This is a genomic window from Oceanobacter sp. 1_MG-2023, assembly GCF_030689025.1.
Taxonomy (GTDB): domain Bacteria; phylum Pseudomonadota; class Gammaproteobacteria; order Pseudomonadales; family Oceanobacteraceae; genus Oceanobacter.
In genome coordinates, this window is record NZ_JAUYWA010000007.1 from 111,491 (window position 1) to 126,709 (window position 15,219).

Sequence of the window (15,219 nt, forward strand, 5' to 3'; positions counted from 1 at the left end):
ATCAGAGCATAAAAAAACCGCCGAAAGGCGGTTTTTTTATGCCTGGTTGCTGCGTTTTGAAATTATTCTGTCCTGAAATGGAACACTCAGTTTGCTAAATATTACAAATTGAAGATGGTCCTCTTTGCCTGTATGTCTCTGTTTTGATGCCAGGCCGTCTCAGGCAGACACCGGCATCTCGTTGCTGCAGACCGCTGTAGTAACCGATTCAGAGATTGTGCCTGGAGTGGTGTCTGGCGTTGTGGTGGCAGCTTGAGATGCTGTGGCATCCAGAGTGCGAATATTGATGGCGTGAGTGCCTTTATCGCTTGGTTTGGTGTCGAATTGTACGGCCTGACCGGCCTTGAGCGTGCGATAACCATCCATCACGATGGTGGAGTAGTGGGCGAACAACTCCTCGTTGTCTTCATCGGTGAGGATAAATCCATAGCCCTTGGCGTTGTTGAACCATTTGACAGTTCCGGTCTTCATCGCAATACCTCCTTGTTTTGTTGTCAGTATGTTGCTGTGACAATTATTACGACGCGGGCCAATACAGTACTGGTGGTCGTGTCGGGCGTCAAGCCGCTAGAGCATCCTTGCTTGCACAGGTATCATGAAATCAAATTCCAAGATCATCAGTGCTATGTACCTTACTTCCAAAACTCAACTAGAATCAAACATGAGCAACCAGCCAGGGGATGAGCGTGAAGGCGGTGTAGCGGTTGAAAATACCAAACCTGCCCTCAAGAAACCTTCTATGTACAGTGTGATTATGATGAACGACGATTACACGCCCATGGAATTTGTGGTCGAAGTGCTGCAACGGTTTTTTAACAGAAGTCCGGAGCAGGCCACACAAATCATGTTGACAGTTCATACCAAAGGCAGTGCAGTATGTGCCATCTACACTCGGGATGTTGCTGAAACTAAAGCTGAGTTGGTGAATCAATACGCTAGAGATTGCCAGCATCCATTGCTGTGCGAGGTAGCACCAGCTGACGATTAGGGGGACTATTCAATGCTGAACAAAGAGTTAGAGCTTACTCTGAATGAGGCTTTTAAAGATGCTCGCTCAAAACGGCATGAGTTTATGACCGTAGAGCATTTGTTGTTGGCATTGCTCGACAATGATGCTGCGTCAGCCGTATTGGGAGCCTGTGGTGCTGATGTGCCACGGATTCGCAAGGAGTTGACGGATTTTGTGGACGCGACAACACCACTGATTCCAGACACGGATGACGAGCGTGAGACCCAGCCAACCCTGGGCTTTCAACGAGTACTGCAGCGTGCTGTATTTCATGTGCAATCGTCTGGCAAGGCGGAAGTGACCGGTGCCAACGTACTGGTTGCCATCTTCAGCGAGCAGGAAAGCCAGGCCGTTTATTTTCTCAAACAACAGAATATTGCCCGTATTGACGTGGTGAATTACATTTCCCATGGCATTTCCAAAGTGTCGGGCCAGGAAGATGAATCCGGTACTACCGGTACGTCGGGTGTCACCGATGAAGATGGCGAACCAACAGCCAGTAATGCATTGGAAGGCTACGCCACCAATCTCAACAAGGTTGCCCGGGATGGCAAGATTGATCCACTGATCGGCCGTGATCAGGAAGTCAGTCGCCTGATCCAGATTCTGTCGCGTCGACGCAAGAACAACCCATTGCTGGTAGGGGATTCCGGTGTCGGTAAAACGGCGATTGTAGAAGGTCTGGCGAAGCGGATTGTTGATGGTGAAGTGCCGGATGTGATCGCCAATGCCGTTGTATACAGTCTGGATATGGGCGCATTGTTGGCCGGTACCAAGTATCGGGGTGACTTCGAGAAACGTCTCAAGGCCTTGTTGGCCGAGCTGAAGCGCCAGCCTCATGGCATTCTGTTTATCGATGAAATTCACACGATCATCGGTGCAGGAGCGGCTTCTGGTGGTGTTATGGATGCCAGTAACCTGCTGAAACCGATGTTGAGTTCTGGTGAAATTCGCTGTGTTGGCTCAACCACCTTTACTGAATTCCGTGGAATCTTCGAAAAAGACAGTGCATTAACCCGTCGTTTCCAGAAAATCGACGTGGCGGCACCGTCTGTTGATGATACCTACAAGATTCTTAAGGGGCTGAAGTCCAAGTTTGAAGATCATCACAACGTCAAATACACCGACAAGGCACTGCGTGCCGCGGCAGAGCTGTCAGACCGCTATATTACCGATCGTAATATGCCGGACAAGGCCATCGATGTTATCGACGAGGTGGGAGCGTTACAGCAATTGATGCCCGTCAGTCGGCGCAAGAAACAGATCAATGTGGCCGAAATTGAGCAGGTGATTGCCGCGATTGCCCGTATTCCGCCAAAAACTGTCTCTGCCGATGACAAAGAGCTGTTGTTCAAGCTGGAAGACAAGCTGGAAATGGTGGTGTTCGGGCAAAATGAAGCCATTCAGACTCTGTCGACGGCCATCAAGATGTCTCGTGCCGGACTCAGTGCACCACAAAAACCCATTGGTTCATTCCTGTTTGCTGGCCCTACGGGGGTTGGTAAAACGGAAGTGTCGCGCCAGTTGGCCAATGTCATGGGGATGGAACTGATTCGTTTTGATATGTCGGAGTACATGGAGCGTCATACCGTGTCCCGCTTGATTGGTGCGCCTCCTGGCTATGTGGGTTACGACCAGGGTGGCTTGTTGACCGAAACCGTTAATAAAACGCCGCATTGCGTGTTGTTGCTGGATGAGATCGAAAAGGCACATCCGGAAGTCTTCAATATTCTGTTGCAGGTTATGGATCACGGTACGCTGACGGATAACAACGGTCGCAAGACCGATTTCCGCAACGTGATTCTGATCATGACTACCAATGCCGGTGCCGAGCGGATGAGTCGAGCCAGTATCGGCTTTACGCATCAGGATCATACGGTTGACGGTGCTGAGGAATTGAAAAAATTCTTTACTCCGGAATTCCGCAACCGCCTGGATGCTACAGTGCAGTTTGCAGCCCTGGGTCGAGATACCATTCTGAATGTCGTCGACAAGTTCCTGGTTGAGTTGCAGGGACAACTGGACGACAAACGTGTGATGTTGCATATCGATGACGATGCCCGTCAATGGTTGGCTGAGCATGGCTATGACGAAAAAATGGGTGCTCGCCCGATGGCTCGTCTGGTGCAGGAAAAGGTCAAAAAACCACTGGCAGAGAAAATTCTGTTTGGGGAGTTGGCACGTGGAGGGGATGTGATGGTTCAGGTCGAGGACGGCGAACTGGTCGTTGTGGTACCTGAAGAGGTTTCTGCCTGAAAAGGCAGTAACCAGACTGTGATTTGGTAGTCTGTGGCCCCACCTGTCAGGTAGGGGTCACAGATATCACAGCCGGTTAGCGGGCGCGATAGGTAATTCGGCCTTTACTGAGGTCGTAGGGAGTCAGCTCAACCTTGACCTTGTCACCAGTCAGAATGCGGATATAGTTCTTGCGCATCTTTCCAGAGATATGAGCCGTAACCACGTGACCATTTTCAAGTTTTACGCGGAACATGGTATTAGGCAGAGTGTCTATCACCTCACCTTCCATTTCTATATGATCGTCTTTCGCCATTCATCACCTGTTTAGAGAATATACAGAGCGGGCGCATTCTGCCCTAATTCCTGCCAATAATCAAAGTTATCCGGGCGAATAACTGCACCAATTGCCATTAACAAACTGTTCCAATGGTTGAAAGTCCGTTTTGTATTCCATTTTGGAGCAGCCGGGCACCCAATAACCAAGATAATGGTGAGGTTGCTGCAAGGCCGCTGTCAGGCGCGTGAGCTGCAAAATCATAAAGGTTCCTGGTGACTCCCGTGTGAGTGCCGGATCGTAAAAACAATAAACCGACGATAAGCCATCCATCAGCACATCAAATACCAGGCATGCCCTGAATTGTCCCTGCTCAGTCGCTACCAAAAAACGATGATTGTCAAAACCCTGGATCAGGAAATCCTGAAACTGCTCTTCCGACGGTGGATACATGCTGCCATCAGCGTGGCGTTGATGGATGTAGTGGGCGTAATCCGCATACCAGCGCATGGATGGCTTTTCGACATGGAGTTGCCAGTGTTGGAGGCGTTTTAATACCTTGCGAAAGCGGCGCTTGGGGGTGAAACGGTCAACAGGAATACGCAACGAGGTGCAGGCATTACAGGTTGGGCAATCGGGCCGATAAAGGCTGCGGCCGCTGCGCCGAAAACCGTTGAGGTTCAGCTGGCTGAGCAGGAAGTCGTCCATCGGTGTGTTGGGGTCAACATACAGACTGACGGATTCCTGTTGAGGCAAATAGCCACAAGAGTGAGTGGTCTGTGGCTTGAGTAGCATGACGCGGGTCATCGTGGCACCTCCGATGGAATGGCGGAGCTGGTAGCGGCTGAATGATCAAGCCAGGTTGGCAACAATGGCCGGGTAGGTTGGTGGCTGGTTGCTTGAAGCAGATGGTTTTCGAATGATCGACGATCCAGGTTGACGATACCGAATCGGGCCAGGTGCTCGGTATGCATTTGGCAATCGATTATTTTTATACCGTTATCAAATAGCTGGGGTGCGGCACAGGCAAACGCCAGCTTGGCGGTGTTGGACTGACGGGAAAACATCGACTCACCAAAAAAAGCCTGGCCAATGCGAATGCCATAGAAACCACCCACCAGCTCACCCTGGTCGTTCCAGCATTCAACACTGAGAGCAAACCCGGCACTGGCCAGGCGATGGTACTCATCGATCATCTCTGGTTGAATCCAGGTGCCGGATTGCTCAGCATGGACTTCCGCGCAGGCAGTCATAACCTGCTTGAATGCCAGGTTGCTGGTAAAACTCAGTGGGCTGCGTTTCAGCTCTTTGCGGATAGTGCGTGATATGCGGAAAGTGTCTGGCAAAATCACTGCTCGGGGAGAGGGTGTCCACCAGAGACGAGGTTCATCCTCTCCGTGCCAGGGAAAGATGCCTCGGGTGTAGGCGTAGTACAGCCAGGGTGGGGTTATATTTCCACCTGCTGCCAGTAGTCCATCCGGGTATTTGAGCGCGTTTGTTGTATCCGGAAATTGCGGATCAGCGCATTCATCCAACCAATCAATCATGTTTTAGCCGTGGTAAACTCAGGTCTTTGTTGATGTCACAGGATATTGAATTGTCTAAGGATACACCGGAAATGGCCGATGCCGTTGATGTCAATTCCGGAGCGCAGGTTACCGCGGGCTGGAGTCGACGCCAGGACGCCCTGTTTTTGTCGTTGACACTGATCTGCTTGCTGCTGTTGATGGCCTTGTCGAGCTATTCTCCTGCCGATCAGGGCTGGTCTGCCAGCGGTTCCGGGCCTGCACATAACGCGGTGGGCAGAGTAGGGGCTGTAGTGGCGGATATCCTGCTGCACGGTTTTGGTTATCTGGCCTATGGCTTACCGGCTTTCCTGCTGGTGAAGCTCGGCTTGTTGTTCCGTCAGCCTCACCGGGCCAGTGGGCTTACCTGGTTGTTACGAGGTGTGGGTATGTTGCTGACCCTGTCGGCCTTGTGCGCTCTGGCACATTTGAGTATCTGGCCGGGCCAGTCCTTGCCTGTCGGCTCTGGTGGCATGCTGGGCGTGGGCGTATTCAACTATCTGTCGCCGCTGTTTGGGTTTGCTGGATCGGTGGTGATCCTGATCGGGATGCTGGCGCTGGGGTTGATGTTGTTCCTGGAGTTTTCATGGTTGGCATTGTTTGACCGTATTGGTGAAATCATTTTGTCGTGGTTGCCCGGCCAGACCAGTGCTGGAAGGGCTGTCAGTAATAGTGCCGAACAACCCGGTAATGAAACATCTGATATTGCCTTTGATAACTTCAGGGCTTCTGAAGCAAGCCTGGAAAATAACCAGTCAGAGTCACCTTTGTCCTTGCTGGCAACGGCTGGCAGCCAATCCAACCCTCGTATCGAGAGCGGAATAACAGACGGCGATGATCAGGCCGATATTGTGGATGTGGCTGAATTTACTGCAGGAGTCAGTATTCGGCAGAGATCAGAACCTGTGTTGGGAGATGAATCATTGCTGGGGGTGTTCCCGACGCCTCACGAAGATGAATTGGATGAGCCAGGGTTTTCCATCAACCCGGAAGCGCCGACTTTGACCGTAGTACAAGAGACACAAAACAAAACAGACTTGTCTGCTGATGACGCTGATGCTACCGCTGATATTCCCTGGCTGACTGATGATGATCGCCTGGCTACAGAAGAAGATGCGCCCGTGCTCGACTCTGCCGCCGATGCCATACCACCTCCGGTATTATCCGAGCCATCTGACCCTCGATCTGCCAAGCCGTTGATATCTCCTGTACAAAAACCTGAAAGACAAGAGTCTGAAAGGTTGGCTGGTAGTGGTATGCCTGATGGTGGTGTGCCTGATGTGTCCGGGGCTGTTCCAGATACATCGTCAGGTTCTTCGGCAGCAAAACGGCCATCTGCTCGCCCAGCCAGACAAAACCCTGGCCGCCCTGCCACTGTTGCAGCAGAAAAAGCCATTCCGATTCAGCCATTGGAAAAGAAAGACACCGGTGTAAGCGAGCGCGCTTTGCGTGATTTGCAGGCGGGTAACGAACCTCAACCAGAGCTGTCACCGTTACCTTCGATTGCGGTGCTGGACCCGCCCCGCAAGGACCAGGCATTTGGCTTCTCGGATGAACGCTTGCAGGATATGTCCCGATTGCTGGTACAAAAGCTGGCTGATTTTGGTGTCAAGATCACAGTAACCGGAGTAGCTCCCGGCCCGGTGATTACCCGTTTTGAAATCCAGCCGGCACCTGGCGTCAAAGCCAGCAAGATTACCAACCTGGCCAAGGATCTGGCCCGCTCCATGGCGATGATCAGTGTACGGGTGGTGGAAGTCATTCCAGGCAAGTCCGTTATGGGTATTGAGGTGCCGAATGAGAATCGGGCGATTGTTGCCTTGTCTGATGTGCTGTCATCGAAAGATTTTGATGATGCATCATCGCCGCTGACACTGGCCCTGGGTCATGATATTGGCGGTAACGCGATGGTGACAGATCTGGCCAAAATGCCGCATTTGCTGGTAGCGGGTACCACAGGCTCAGGTAAATCCGTTGGTATTAATGCCATGATCCTCAGCTTGTTGTTCAAGTCGACGCCCGAAGAGCTGCGGCTGATCATGGTCGATCCGAAAATGCTCGAACTGTCGGTTTATGAAGGGATTCCGCACCTGTTGACCCCCGTAATTACCGATATGAAAGAAGCCGCTAATGGTTTGCGTTGGTCGGTGGCAGAAATGGAACGCCGTTATCAGTTGATGGCTTCGATGGGGGTTCGTAACCTGGCGAGCTACAACAAGAAAGCACGGGAAGCGATCGAGGCTGGCGAGCCGTTGCTGGATCCGCTCTGGGATATATCCCAGTCGTACGATACCACTCCCAGAATCATGGAGCCTTTGCCATATATTGTGATTGTGATCGACGAATTTGCCGACATGATGATGATGGTAGGCAAAAAAGTCGAAGAGCTGATTGCCCGTATCGCCCAGAAAGCCCGGGCGGCAGGGATTCATATGATTCTGGCTACACAGCGGCCATCGGTCGACGTGATTACCGGCTTGATCAAGGCCAACGTGCCAACCCGAATGGCATTTCAGGTGTCGTCCCGCATCGACTCTCGTACGATTCTTGATCAGGGCGGGGCAGAGCAGCTGCTCGGGCACGGTGATATGCTGTACATGCCACCGGGTCAGGCGTTGCCGGATCGGGTGCATGGGGCCTTTGTGGATGATGATGAAGTGCATCGGGTTGTGGCGGAATGGAAACTGCGTGGTGAGCCGGACTATCTGGAAGAGATTACGCAGATGTCGGAAGAATCCTTGACGGCCGCGACGACAGGGGAAAGCGGTGACGAACAGGATGAACTGTTTGATCAGGCCGTTGCCTTTGTAACAGAGTCAGGCAAATGTTCCACCTCTGGGGTGCAGCGCAAATTGCGGATTGGCTACAACCGCGCTGCCCGTCTGGTCGAAGCCATGGAAGCCGCCGGGGTGGTGAGTCCACCAGCCCATAATGGCAGTCGGGAAGTGTTGGCTGCGGCAGCACCGGAGCGACCGTTTTAAATACAATGCTCTCCGAGCGGCACGTATGGCTTATTCGTAACATATTATGAGGATGTCTTTTTTGTATCTTGAATATTTTTTTCGCCCGCTGGTCGGGGTGTCTGTCGTACTGGCTGCGACCCTGTTCCATCCTCTGCTGGCCATGGCAGATGACGCTGCGCTGGCGTCTTTTGTTGAGCGCCTGGGTGGTACCACCACCCTGGAAGCTGATTTTGTCCAGACTATCCGCGACCAGCAAGGGCAGGCGCTGCAACAGACAGAAGGGCGCCTGGCGATTGCCAACCCCGGTAAGTTGCGTTGGCAAACCCGGCCACCATATGAGCAGCTGGTCGTGTCTGATGGTGAACTGGTCTGGATTTTTGATCAGGACCTGGATCAGGTCACCATTCGTAATCTGGAACTGCGAGTGCAGGACATGCCCGCCTTGTTATTGGGTGGACGACAGGAGGATGTGGCCAGTAATTTTGAGGTGAGCCAGTTTCAGAAAAATGGCCAGCGTGTTTTTCATCTGATTCCCCACGATAAAAGCCAGCTGTTTGAATTTCTGGATTTCGCTTATCAGGGGGATCAACTGATGTCGATGACGATTGCGGATGCCACCGGGCAAGTGACCGATATCCAGCTCAGTGATATTGCCCGTAATCAAACCCTGGATCCGATGGCTTTTGTGTTTGATGTGCCGGACGGGGTTGATGTAATTGATGCCCGAACCCATTTCTGATGGGGCAGGATTCAGACGATCTGTTCGGCCAGCCCGAGGGTTATGAACCGCTGGCATCCCGCATGCGCCCTACCAGTTTGCAAGAATATATTGGCCAGACCCATGTTGTGGGGCCAGGTGCTCCCTTGCGCCGCTCTCTGGATGCCGGGCAGTTGCACTCACTGATTTTCTGGGGGCCGCCGGGGGTGGGCAAAACCACCCTGGCGCGGCTGGTGGCCCAGTATGTCGATGCCCGCTTTATTTCTTTAAGTGCGGTGATGTCGGGGGTCAAGGATATTCGTGCGGCAGTGGAACAGGCCAGTATGTATCGCGCCCGGGGTCTGAAGACCGTTTTGTTTATCGATGAGGTGCATCGGTTTAACAAATCGCAGCAAGATGCGTTTTTGCCCCATGTTGAAGACGGCACCTTGTTGTTTATCGGCGCGACCACTGAAAATCCATCGTTTGAGTTGAATAACGCCTTGCTGTCCCGAGCCCAGGTCTACGTGCTGCGGAGCCTGGGCCAAGACGATATCCTGACGGTTTTACAACAGGCAGAGCAACGCTTGCTGGCTGCCGGAGAGTTGCCTGGTGAGGCCGAACCTGAAGCGCTGGCGCGTATCGCTCTGGTGGCGGACGGTGATGCTCGTCGGGCACTGAATAATTATGAATTTGCTCTGCAGCTGGCGGCCGGTCAGGTGCTGACTACCGAGGTGGTCGAGGCATTGTTGACGCAGCCTGGTCGTCGTTTTGACAAAGGTGGCGAAGCCTTTTATGACCAGATTTCTGCGATGCACAAATCGATGCGTGGCTCCGACCCGGATGCCGCGCTGTACTGGTTGGTGCGTATGCTGGACGGCGGTTGTGATCCTCTGTATCTGGCCCGGCGTATTGTGCGTATGGCCAGCGAAGATGTGGGTAATGCAGATCCGCGGGCGCTGGGGTTGTGTCTGAATGCCTGGGATACTCAGGAGCGACTGGGCAGCCCGGAGGGAGAGCTGGCGCTGGCCCAGGCGGTGGTGTACCTGGCCTGTGCTCCCAAAAGCAATGCAGTGTACAAAGCGTATAACGAAGTCCGGGCACTGGTCGCTTCCCAGCCGGGATATGAAGTGCCGATACACTTGCGGAATGCACCTACCCAATTAATGAAAGAGCTCGATTATGGCGCCGAATATCGTTACGCCCATGATGAGCCGGGGGCATTTGCGGCCGGTGAAAACTATTTTCCGGTAGAATTAAAGGATGCTCGTTTCTATCATCCGGTAGCGCGGGGGCTGGAGAGCAAGATCAGTCAGAAGCTGGAACACTTGCAAGCACTGAATCGTCAGTCGCCGACTCCGCGGTATCCTTATCATGAGTCGGATCAGACTGACTAAGCAACCCGAAGGAAAATGATTATGGCGCTGTTGTGGATCGGACTGGGTGGTGCTTTTGGGGCACTGTTCCGCTACTGGGTGGCCAGTTCCGTATTCCGTTGGATGGGTAAGGCGTTCCCGTATGGCACGCTGTCAGTGAACCTGATAGGCTCCTTTGTCATTGGTATGGCCTTTGTCTTTCTGGTTCAGCAGCAGTGGGGCGCAGAGCACCACAAGCAACTGGCCATGGTCGGGTTTTTGGGTGCCTTCACCACATTTTCAACGTTTTCGCTTGAAAGTGTGTCGTTGTTGCAGCAGCAGCGCTATAGCGCTGCGGCGGCTTACATAGGCATCTCTGTTATTGGCTGTTTGCTGGCAACCGGTAGTGGCATGGCATTAGCCAGTACCTTGTTGAAAAACCAGGGCTGAGACCTGAGGGCTGCTTGCAAGCGCCTTTATGATGGCAATGTATGTGATGGCAATGTATGGGCCATACCAGTAGTCAATATCACAATTCACTACCAAGGGTGCATCAGGCGGGCCTGTTCTCGAACCGGCGTGGCATGAGTTGACAATGGCAAAATGGCAAGGATGACCTCACGCATGCTGATCAGGCATGGTGAACGTTGTTTGCCGTAAACATTGACAACATCAAAGCTGTACCCCGAATTCACTTTATACGCTTCTTATTATCCGGACTTTATTCTCATGCTCGACATCAAGTTTATTCGCGACAACCTGGAATCTGTAACGGCAGCACTGGCTATTAAAGGCGTTCAATTTGACGCGGCCAGCTTTTCATCCATGGACGAGCGTCGAAAATCCGCACTGACTCGCGCCCAATCCTTGCAGGCTGAGAAGAAAAAAGCATCCCGGGAAATTGGTATCTTGATCAAGCAGGGTGTATCCCCGGACGAAGCCAAAAAGCAGGTAATGGGCGGCATCGATTCGGATATTTCGCTGGCTGAAACCGAAGCCAAGGAAGCCGAACAGGCATTGCATCAGTGGCTGATGGCGATTCCCAACGTGCCGCATGCCGATGTACCAGCAGGCAAGGATGAAGAAGACAACGTCGAGGTCATGACTTGGGGCCAGCCGGTCAAACTGGATTTTGCTGCCCGCGATCATGTGGATCTGGGTGAACCGCTGGGCATGAACTTTGAAGCCGGTACCGCTCTTGCCGGCTCCCGTTTTGTGGCCATGAGTGGCAAGATCGCTCGCCTGCACCGGGCGTTGGCGCAGTTTATGATTGATACCCACGCCGATGAGCATGGATATGAAGAAACCTATGTACCGTATCTGGTAAACAAGAGTGCCCTTGAGGGGACTGGCCAGCTGCCGAAGTTTGCCGAGGATCTGTTCCGTATCCCGGATGCTCAGGGGGATAAGGACTTCTATCTGATTCCGACCGCCGAAGTACCCGTGACCAACCTGTTGCGCGACACTGTTTTTGACGGTGAATTACCCCTCAAAAAAGTGGCGCATACGCCGTGTTTCCGCAGTGAGGCCGGCAGCTATGGCCGGGATACCCACGGTATGATCCGTCAGCATCAGTTCGACAAGGTGGAATTGGTGCAGTTTGTTCAGGCCGGACAATCTGAGGCTGCCCTGGAAGAGCTTACTGGTCACGCCGAAGCGATTCTGCAGAAACTGGCATTGCCGTACCGCAAAGTTATTTTGTGTGGTGGTGATCTCGGTTTTTCTGCAGCCAAAACCTACGACCTGGAAGTCTGGCTGCCAGGGCAGGACAAGTACCGGGAAATATCTTCTTGCAGTAATTTTATGGATTATCAGGCGCGTCGTATGCAAGCGCGCTGGCGTAACCCGGAAACCGGCAAGCCGGAACTGCTGCATACCCTGAATGGTTCCGGTCTGGCTGTGGGACGGGCATTGGTGGCGGTTCTGGAAAACTACCAACAAGCTGATGGCAGCGTGGTAGTGCCAGAGGTGTTGCGTTCTTATATGGGTGGTCTTGAGGTATTGAAGCCATGATGACACTGCCGCTGGTACTGAAGGGAGATATATGGCCATTTTATGTGGTTGGTGGCGGAGCGGTCGCTGGTCGCAAGGTTCACACTCTGGTTCAGGCTGGGGCGGCAGTGACGGTTATTACGCCATCGGCAGGGGTGGATATCGCCCGCCTGGCACAGCAAGGTTCGATTCAGCTGGAAGCGCGTGAAGCCACGGAGCAAGAGGTGTTTGTTGCCGGTGCTTTTGTCGTGCTGGCAACGGATAACCATTCACTGAATGCAACGCTGGCGGTAACGGCACGTCAGCAGGGTTGTTTTGTTTGTCGGGTGGATTGCCAGGACGATAACGACTTTATCTTCCCGGCGGTGATTGATCGGTCACCGCTGCTGGTGGCGATTTCCAGTCGTGGTGCCTCTCCTGCCTTGACGCGTCATATGCGCCAGCGTCTGGACGCTTTTTTGCCGCAAGAATACCGTCAGTTGGGTGAGATGCTCGAACGGATGCGTGATCAGGTCAAGGAACGTCTGGCTGCGCCGTTGCGAGCCGCTTTCTGGCGTCAGGTGATGCGTAGTAATGTGCCTGAGCTGGTGTTGGCCCGACAACCGGAGCGGGCGCAGTTGCTGGCGAACCAGCTGCTCGCTGGCCAGACTGTGACGATGGGGGAAGTGTATCTGGTGGGTGCTGGGCCAGGAGACCCTGACTTGCTGACATTTCGGGCTTTACGGCTGATTCAGTCGGCGGATGTGGTTTTTTATGATCGACTGGTTGGGCCAGGTGTCATGGCATTGATCGCCAGTGACGCCGAACGGGTGTACGTTGGCAAGGCCAAAAGCAATCATGCCGTACCACAGGAAGAAATCAGCCAGCGTTTGGCAGATGAAGCGCGTAAGGGGAGGCGGGTTTTGCGTCTGAAAGGAGGCGATCCGTTTATTTTTGGTCGTGGTGGCGAGGAAATCGAGCTGCTGGCGCAATACGGCGTACCGTTTCAGGTGGTGCCGGGTATTACCGCTGCCAGTGGTTGCGCAGCGTATGCCGGTATTCCGCTGACGCACCGGGATCATGCCCAGAGTGTTCGCTTTGTGACCGGGCATTTGCGTGATGGTAGCTGCAATCTGCCTTGGTCTGAGCTGATTCATCCGCATCAGACATTGGTGGTTTATATGGGACTGAGCGGTATTGCCGAGATCTGTCGTCAGCTGGTTAAACACGGCATGGCAGCGTCAACCCCGATTGCACTGGTTGAAAAAGGTACTTTGCCCGATCAAAAGGTGCATGTGAGTACATTGGCGGATATGCCGGATTTTATTGCAGCAAATGAAGTGCATGCGCCAACATTGACGATCATTGGTAGTGTTGTTGGTTTGCACGGCAAACTGGCCTGGCGCAGCGAATAAATCGCTGCATCAGACCGCTTGCTGGTGTGGCTGCGTGTGACAGTGAGGCTCTGGCCTGGCTGATTCTGCCCCAGCTATCCAGTTTAAGGATGATACCTGCCTTACTTGCTGAGACGGCCAGTGTCCCGTGCCTGCCAGGCCGCCTGGCATTCTGCGGTAATCGCCTCCAGCTGCTCCGGCTGTTTGCGGATCGCCACCAGCGCCAGTGCTGCAGTATGAATCACGGCCTGGTAGGCGTATTCACTGTTCAAGCCACCTTGCCACATCTGTACGAGCAGGTTGCTGTCGATACCTGCGGGTTTGTCGGCAAAATGACTGTGCTGGTTGGGTATTACCAGTTCACCGGATTGGCCATTCAAATGGTAATACGCCCGGCAGCTACGTTCCGGGTTGACTTCAAATTCCCCACCTTCGCCCTTGATCACCAGCATGTCGTTGCCATTAATTGCTGCGGCACCGGCGTGAGTGACGGCGTAACTGGGGTGGAATATGCCTTGCACGCTGGCGGTGCCATGGGGGGCAATGGTTTTTAGCAGGGTATTGATGGGGGAGCGAACCCCAAGAATGGCCTTGAGTGACAGCCAGCGCTGGAATAATGGGTTGATCGCTTCGCAAGGCAGGTACGCCAGGCTGGGGCCATGATTGATCTGGTCAGTATGAGCCAGTGTTGCCAGGTCCAGCTGTTCAAATACTTCGTGCAGATATACCCGGCCTTCGGTATGGGCGGTACTGCCGTGGAACAGGATACGGTAGCCCATCTGCTCCAGCAGCAGTGCTGATAGCAGACACCAGAATGGCTGGCGGCGTTTGCCTGCGTAACTGGGCCAGACCAGATCGTAGGCAGGGGAATCTGCAGTGGATGCTGGCCACTGGTCGTTGATGGCTGCCGCGAACCCCGCCAGTTCTTCCGCTGTTTCTTCCTTGACCCGTAGCAGCATTAGAATGGCACCGAGCTGTTCTGGCTCAAAGCGCCCGGCAATCAATTCACCCATGGTAAAGCGGGCTTCATGGAAGGTCATGCTGCGGCTGGCATTTTTGCCGCGGGCCAGAATACGGACAAGGTCGGCCAGAGGGTGTTTGTTTGTGTGGCTGATGGTTGTTGGGGTCTGTGTCACAGGCAATTCTCCGGGCGTGGTAGCCCTGCTATTTTGGCGGCTATTTTGGCGGGACTGCCAGGAAACAGCTTGAGTAAATAAATGCTGCTGGCTTGTTCGGCACCAAGATGGGTTTTGATGTATTTGGTCAGCGGCCGCATGGCGGGGGACAGGTCAAACTCGTTATGGAATTGCCGCAATAGCTGCAGAATCTCCCAATGTGCAGCGGTGAGCTGGATGTTTTCAGTCTGCGCCAGCTGGTTGGCAACCGCCGAATTCCAATCGTCCAGATTTACCAGAAAGCCGTCTTTGTCCAGTAACAGAGCGTTGCTCATGACGCGTTCCTATTTCCAGTGCACGGTGCGTGAGTGTGTCAGGGTGAGTTGCACCCAGGCATTGTCGTCCACGGCGGTGGCATTGACCGGATTATTGACCGGACTGTCGTTATCGCTCAGGCCACGCTGGTCGTAATCCTGGTGTCGATAATAAAGGTGGATGGCTGTTGAGGCGACGAGGTCTTGTGCAAGCAAGTACACGCCGTCTCCGATTAGCAGCAGGCCATCCTGCGGGCTGGCAAAGCGCAGCAGGCGTTGCAGTATTGCAGGGCTGGCCTGGTTCAGGGTGTGTAGCGTGGTCAT

Annotated in this window: 15 protein-coding genes; 8 read left to right on the forward strand and 7 right to left on the reverse strand. The window is 53.5% G+C overall.

Annotated features, from left to right (window positions below; all coding sequences use genetic code 11):
* Nucleotides 1–159: 159 nt before the first annotated feature.
* A complete protein-coding gene (locus Q8W22_RS06840; protein WP_305451904.1) occupies nucleotides 160–471 on the reverse strand; it encodes a cold shock domain-containing protein in 312 nt (103 codons plus the stop codon).
* 190 nt (nucleotides 472–661) lie between these two features.
* Here Q8W22_RS06840 and clpS point away from each other — a divergent pair, with 190 nt between their 5' ends.
* On the forward strand, nucleotides 662–988 hold the full coding sequence (gene clpS / locus Q8W22_RS06845) for an ATP-dependent Clp protease adapter ClpS (RefSeq protein ID WP_370693297.1): 327 nt from the start codon (nucleotides 662–664) through the stop codon (nucleotides 986–988).
* Between the two features lie 12 nt (nucleotides 989–1,000).
* Nucleotides 1,001–3,265, forward strand: a complete 2,265-nt coding sequence (gene clpA, locus Q8W22_RS06850; protein ID WP_303431520.1) for an ATP-dependent Clp protease ATP-binding subunit ClpA — start codon at nucleotides 1,001–1,003, stop codon at nucleotides 3,263–3,265.
* Between the two features lie 76 nt (nucleotides 3,266–3,341).
* On the opposite strand, the gene infA is transcribed toward clpA, so the two are convergent.
* The 3 genes from infA to aat form a co-directional block, all read right to left on the reverse strand.
* On the reverse strand, nucleotides 3,342–3,560 hold the full coding sequence (gene infA / locus Q8W22_RS06855; protein ID WP_028292799.1) for a translation initiation factor IF-1: 219 nt from the start codon (nucleotides 3,558–3,560) through the stop codon (nucleotides 3,342–3,344).
* A gap of 66 nt (nucleotides 3,561–3,626) precedes the next feature.
* On the reverse strand, nucleotides 3,627–4,328 hold the full coding sequence (locus Q8W22_RS06860; protein WP_305413351.1) for an arginyltransferase: 702 nt from the start codon (nucleotides 4,326–4,328) through the stop codon (nucleotides 3,627–3,629).
* A complete protein-coding gene (gene aat / locus Q8W22_RS06865) occupies nucleotides 4,325–5,068 on the reverse strand; it encodes a leucyl/phenylalanyl-tRNA--protein transferase (RefSeq protein ID WP_305451905.1) in 744 nt (247 codons plus the stop codon). Before aat ends, Q8W22_RS06860 begins: the two co-directional genes overlap by 4 nt.
* A gap of 50 nt (nucleotides 5,069–5,118) precedes the next feature.
* Between aat and Q8W22_RS06870 the strand changes: the two genes are divergently transcribed.
* From Q8W22_RS06870 to cysG, 6 genes are all read left to right on the forward strand, one after another.
* Nucleotides 5,119–8,067, forward strand: a complete 2,949-nt coding sequence (locus Q8W22_RS06870; protein ID WP_305451906.1) for a DNA translocase FtsK — start codon at nucleotides 5,119–5,121, stop codon at nucleotides 8,065–8,067.
* A 46-nt stretch (nucleotides 8,068–8,113) separates the two neighbouring features.
* Nucleotides 8,114–8,788 (forward strand): outer membrane lipoprotein chaperone LolA, encoded by a 675-nt coding sequence (gene lolA / locus Q8W22_RS06875; RefSeq protein WP_305451907.1) that lies wholly within the window; start codon nucleotides 8,114–8,116, stop codon nucleotides 8,786–8,788.
* 62 nt (nucleotides 8,789–8,850) lie between these two features.
* The gene (locus Q8W22_RS06880; protein WP_370694165.1) at nucleotides 8,851–10,143 is read left to right on the forward strand and encodes a replication-associated recombination protein A; all 1,293 of its coding nucleotides are present in this window, start codon (nucleotides 8,851–8,853) and stop codon (nucleotides 10,141–10,143) included.
* A 21-nt stretch (nucleotides 10,144–10,164) separates the two neighbouring features.
* The gene (gene crcB, locus Q8W22_RS06885) at nucleotides 10,165–10,551 is read left to right on the forward strand and encodes a fluoride efflux transporter CrcB (protein WP_303431533.1); all 387 of its coding nucleotides are present in this window, start codon (nucleotides 10,165–10,167) and stop codon (nucleotides 10,549–10,551) included.
* Nucleotides 10,552–10,830: 279 nt separating this feature from the next.
* On the forward strand, nucleotides 10,831–12,114 hold the full coding sequence (gene serS, locus Q8W22_RS06890) for a serine--tRNA ligase (protein WP_305451909.1): 1,284 nt from the start codon (nucleotides 10,831–10,833) through the stop codon (nucleotides 12,112–12,114).
* Nucleotides 12,111–13,487, forward strand: a complete 1,377-nt coding sequence (gene cysG / locus Q8W22_RS06895) for a siroheme synthase CysG (RefSeq protein ID WP_305451910.1) — start codon at nucleotides 12,111–12,113, stop codon at nucleotides 13,485–13,487. Before serS ends, cysG begins: the two co-directional genes overlap by 4 nt.
* A gap of 101 nt (nucleotides 13,488–13,588) precedes the next feature.
* Here cysG and Q8W22_RS06900 read toward each other — a convergent pair whose 3' ends face one another.
* From Q8W22_RS06900 to Q8W22_RS06910, 3 genes are read right to left on the reverse strand one after another with little or no spacing between them, the layout of a single operon-like run.
* The gene (locus Q8W22_RS06900; RefSeq protein ID WP_305451911.1) at nucleotides 13,589–14,602 is read right to left on the reverse strand and encodes a glycosyl transferase family protein; all 1,014 of its coding nucleotides are present in this window, start codon (nucleotides 14,600–14,602) and stop codon (nucleotides 13,589–13,591) included.
* The gene (locus tag Q8W22_RS06905; protein WP_305451912.1) at nucleotides 14,599–14,916 is read right to left on the reverse strand and encodes a TusE/DsrC/DsvC family sulfur relay protein; all 318 of its coding nucleotides are present in this window, start codon (nucleotides 14,914–14,916) and stop codon (nucleotides 14,599–14,601) included. The genes Q8W22_RS06900 and Q8W22_RS06905 overlap by 4 nt, the downstream gene beginning before the upstream one ends.
* 9 nt (nucleotides 14,917–14,925) lie before the next feature.
* On the reverse strand, nucleotides 14,926–15,219 hold the full coding sequence (locus tag Q8W22_RS06910) for a DsrH/TusB family sulfur relay protein (RefSeq protein ID WP_303431538.1): 294 nt from the start codon (nucleotides 15,217–15,219) through the stop codon (nucleotides 14,926–14,928).

Bases quoted from the DNA above. Each gene is read 5' to 3' on its own strand.
- crcB (WP_303431533.1), top strand. From the start codon at position 10,165: ATGGCGCTGTTGTGGATCGGACTGGGTGGTGCTTTTGGGGCACTGTTC.
- Q8W22_RS06840 (WP_305451904.1), bottom strand. From the start codon at position 471: ATGAAGACCGGAACTGTCAAATGGTTCAACAACGCCAAGGGCTATGGA.
- Q8W22_RS06880 (WP_370694165.1), top strand. From the start codon at position 8,851: ATGCGCCCTACCAGTTTGCAAGAATATATTGGCCAGACCCATGTTGTG.
- clpS (WP_370693297.1), top strand. From the start codon at position 662: ATGAGCAACCAGCCAGGGGATGAGCGTGAAGGCGGTGTAGCGGTTGAA.
- cysG (WP_305451910.1), top strand. From the start codon at position 12,111: ATGATGACACTGCCGCTGGTACTGAAGGGAGATATATGGCCATTTTAT.
- aat (WP_305451905.1), bottom strand. From the start codon at position 5,068: ATGATTGATTGGTTGGATGAATGCGCTGATCCGCAATTTCCGGATACA.
- serS (WP_305451909.1), top strand. From the start codon at position 10,831: ATGCTCGACATCAAGTTTATTCGCGACAACCTGGAATCTGTAACGGCA.
- infA (WP_028292799.1), bottom strand. From the start codon at position 3,560: ATGGCGAAAGACGATCATATAGAAATGGAAGGTGAGGTGATAGACACT.
- Q8W22_RS06860 (WP_305413351.1), bottom strand. From the start codon at position 4,328: ATGACCCGCGTCATGCTACTCAAGCCACAGACCACTCACTCTTGTGGC.
- Q8W22_RS06905 (WP_305451912.1), bottom strand. From the start codon at position 14,916: ATGAGCAACGCTCTGTTACTGGACAAAGACGGCTTTCTGGTAAATCTG.
- Q8W22_RS06910 (WP_303431538.1), bottom strand. From the start codon at position 15,219: ATGACCACGCTACACACCCTGAACCAGGCCAGCCCTGCAATACTGCAA.
- lolA (WP_305451907.1), top strand. From the start codon at position 8,114: ATGAGGATGTCTTTTTTGTATCTTGAATATTTTTTTCGCCCGCTGGTC.
- clpA (WP_303431520.1), top strand. From the start codon at position 1,001: ATGCTGAACAAAGAGTTAGAGCTTACTCTGAATGAGGCTTTTAAAGAT.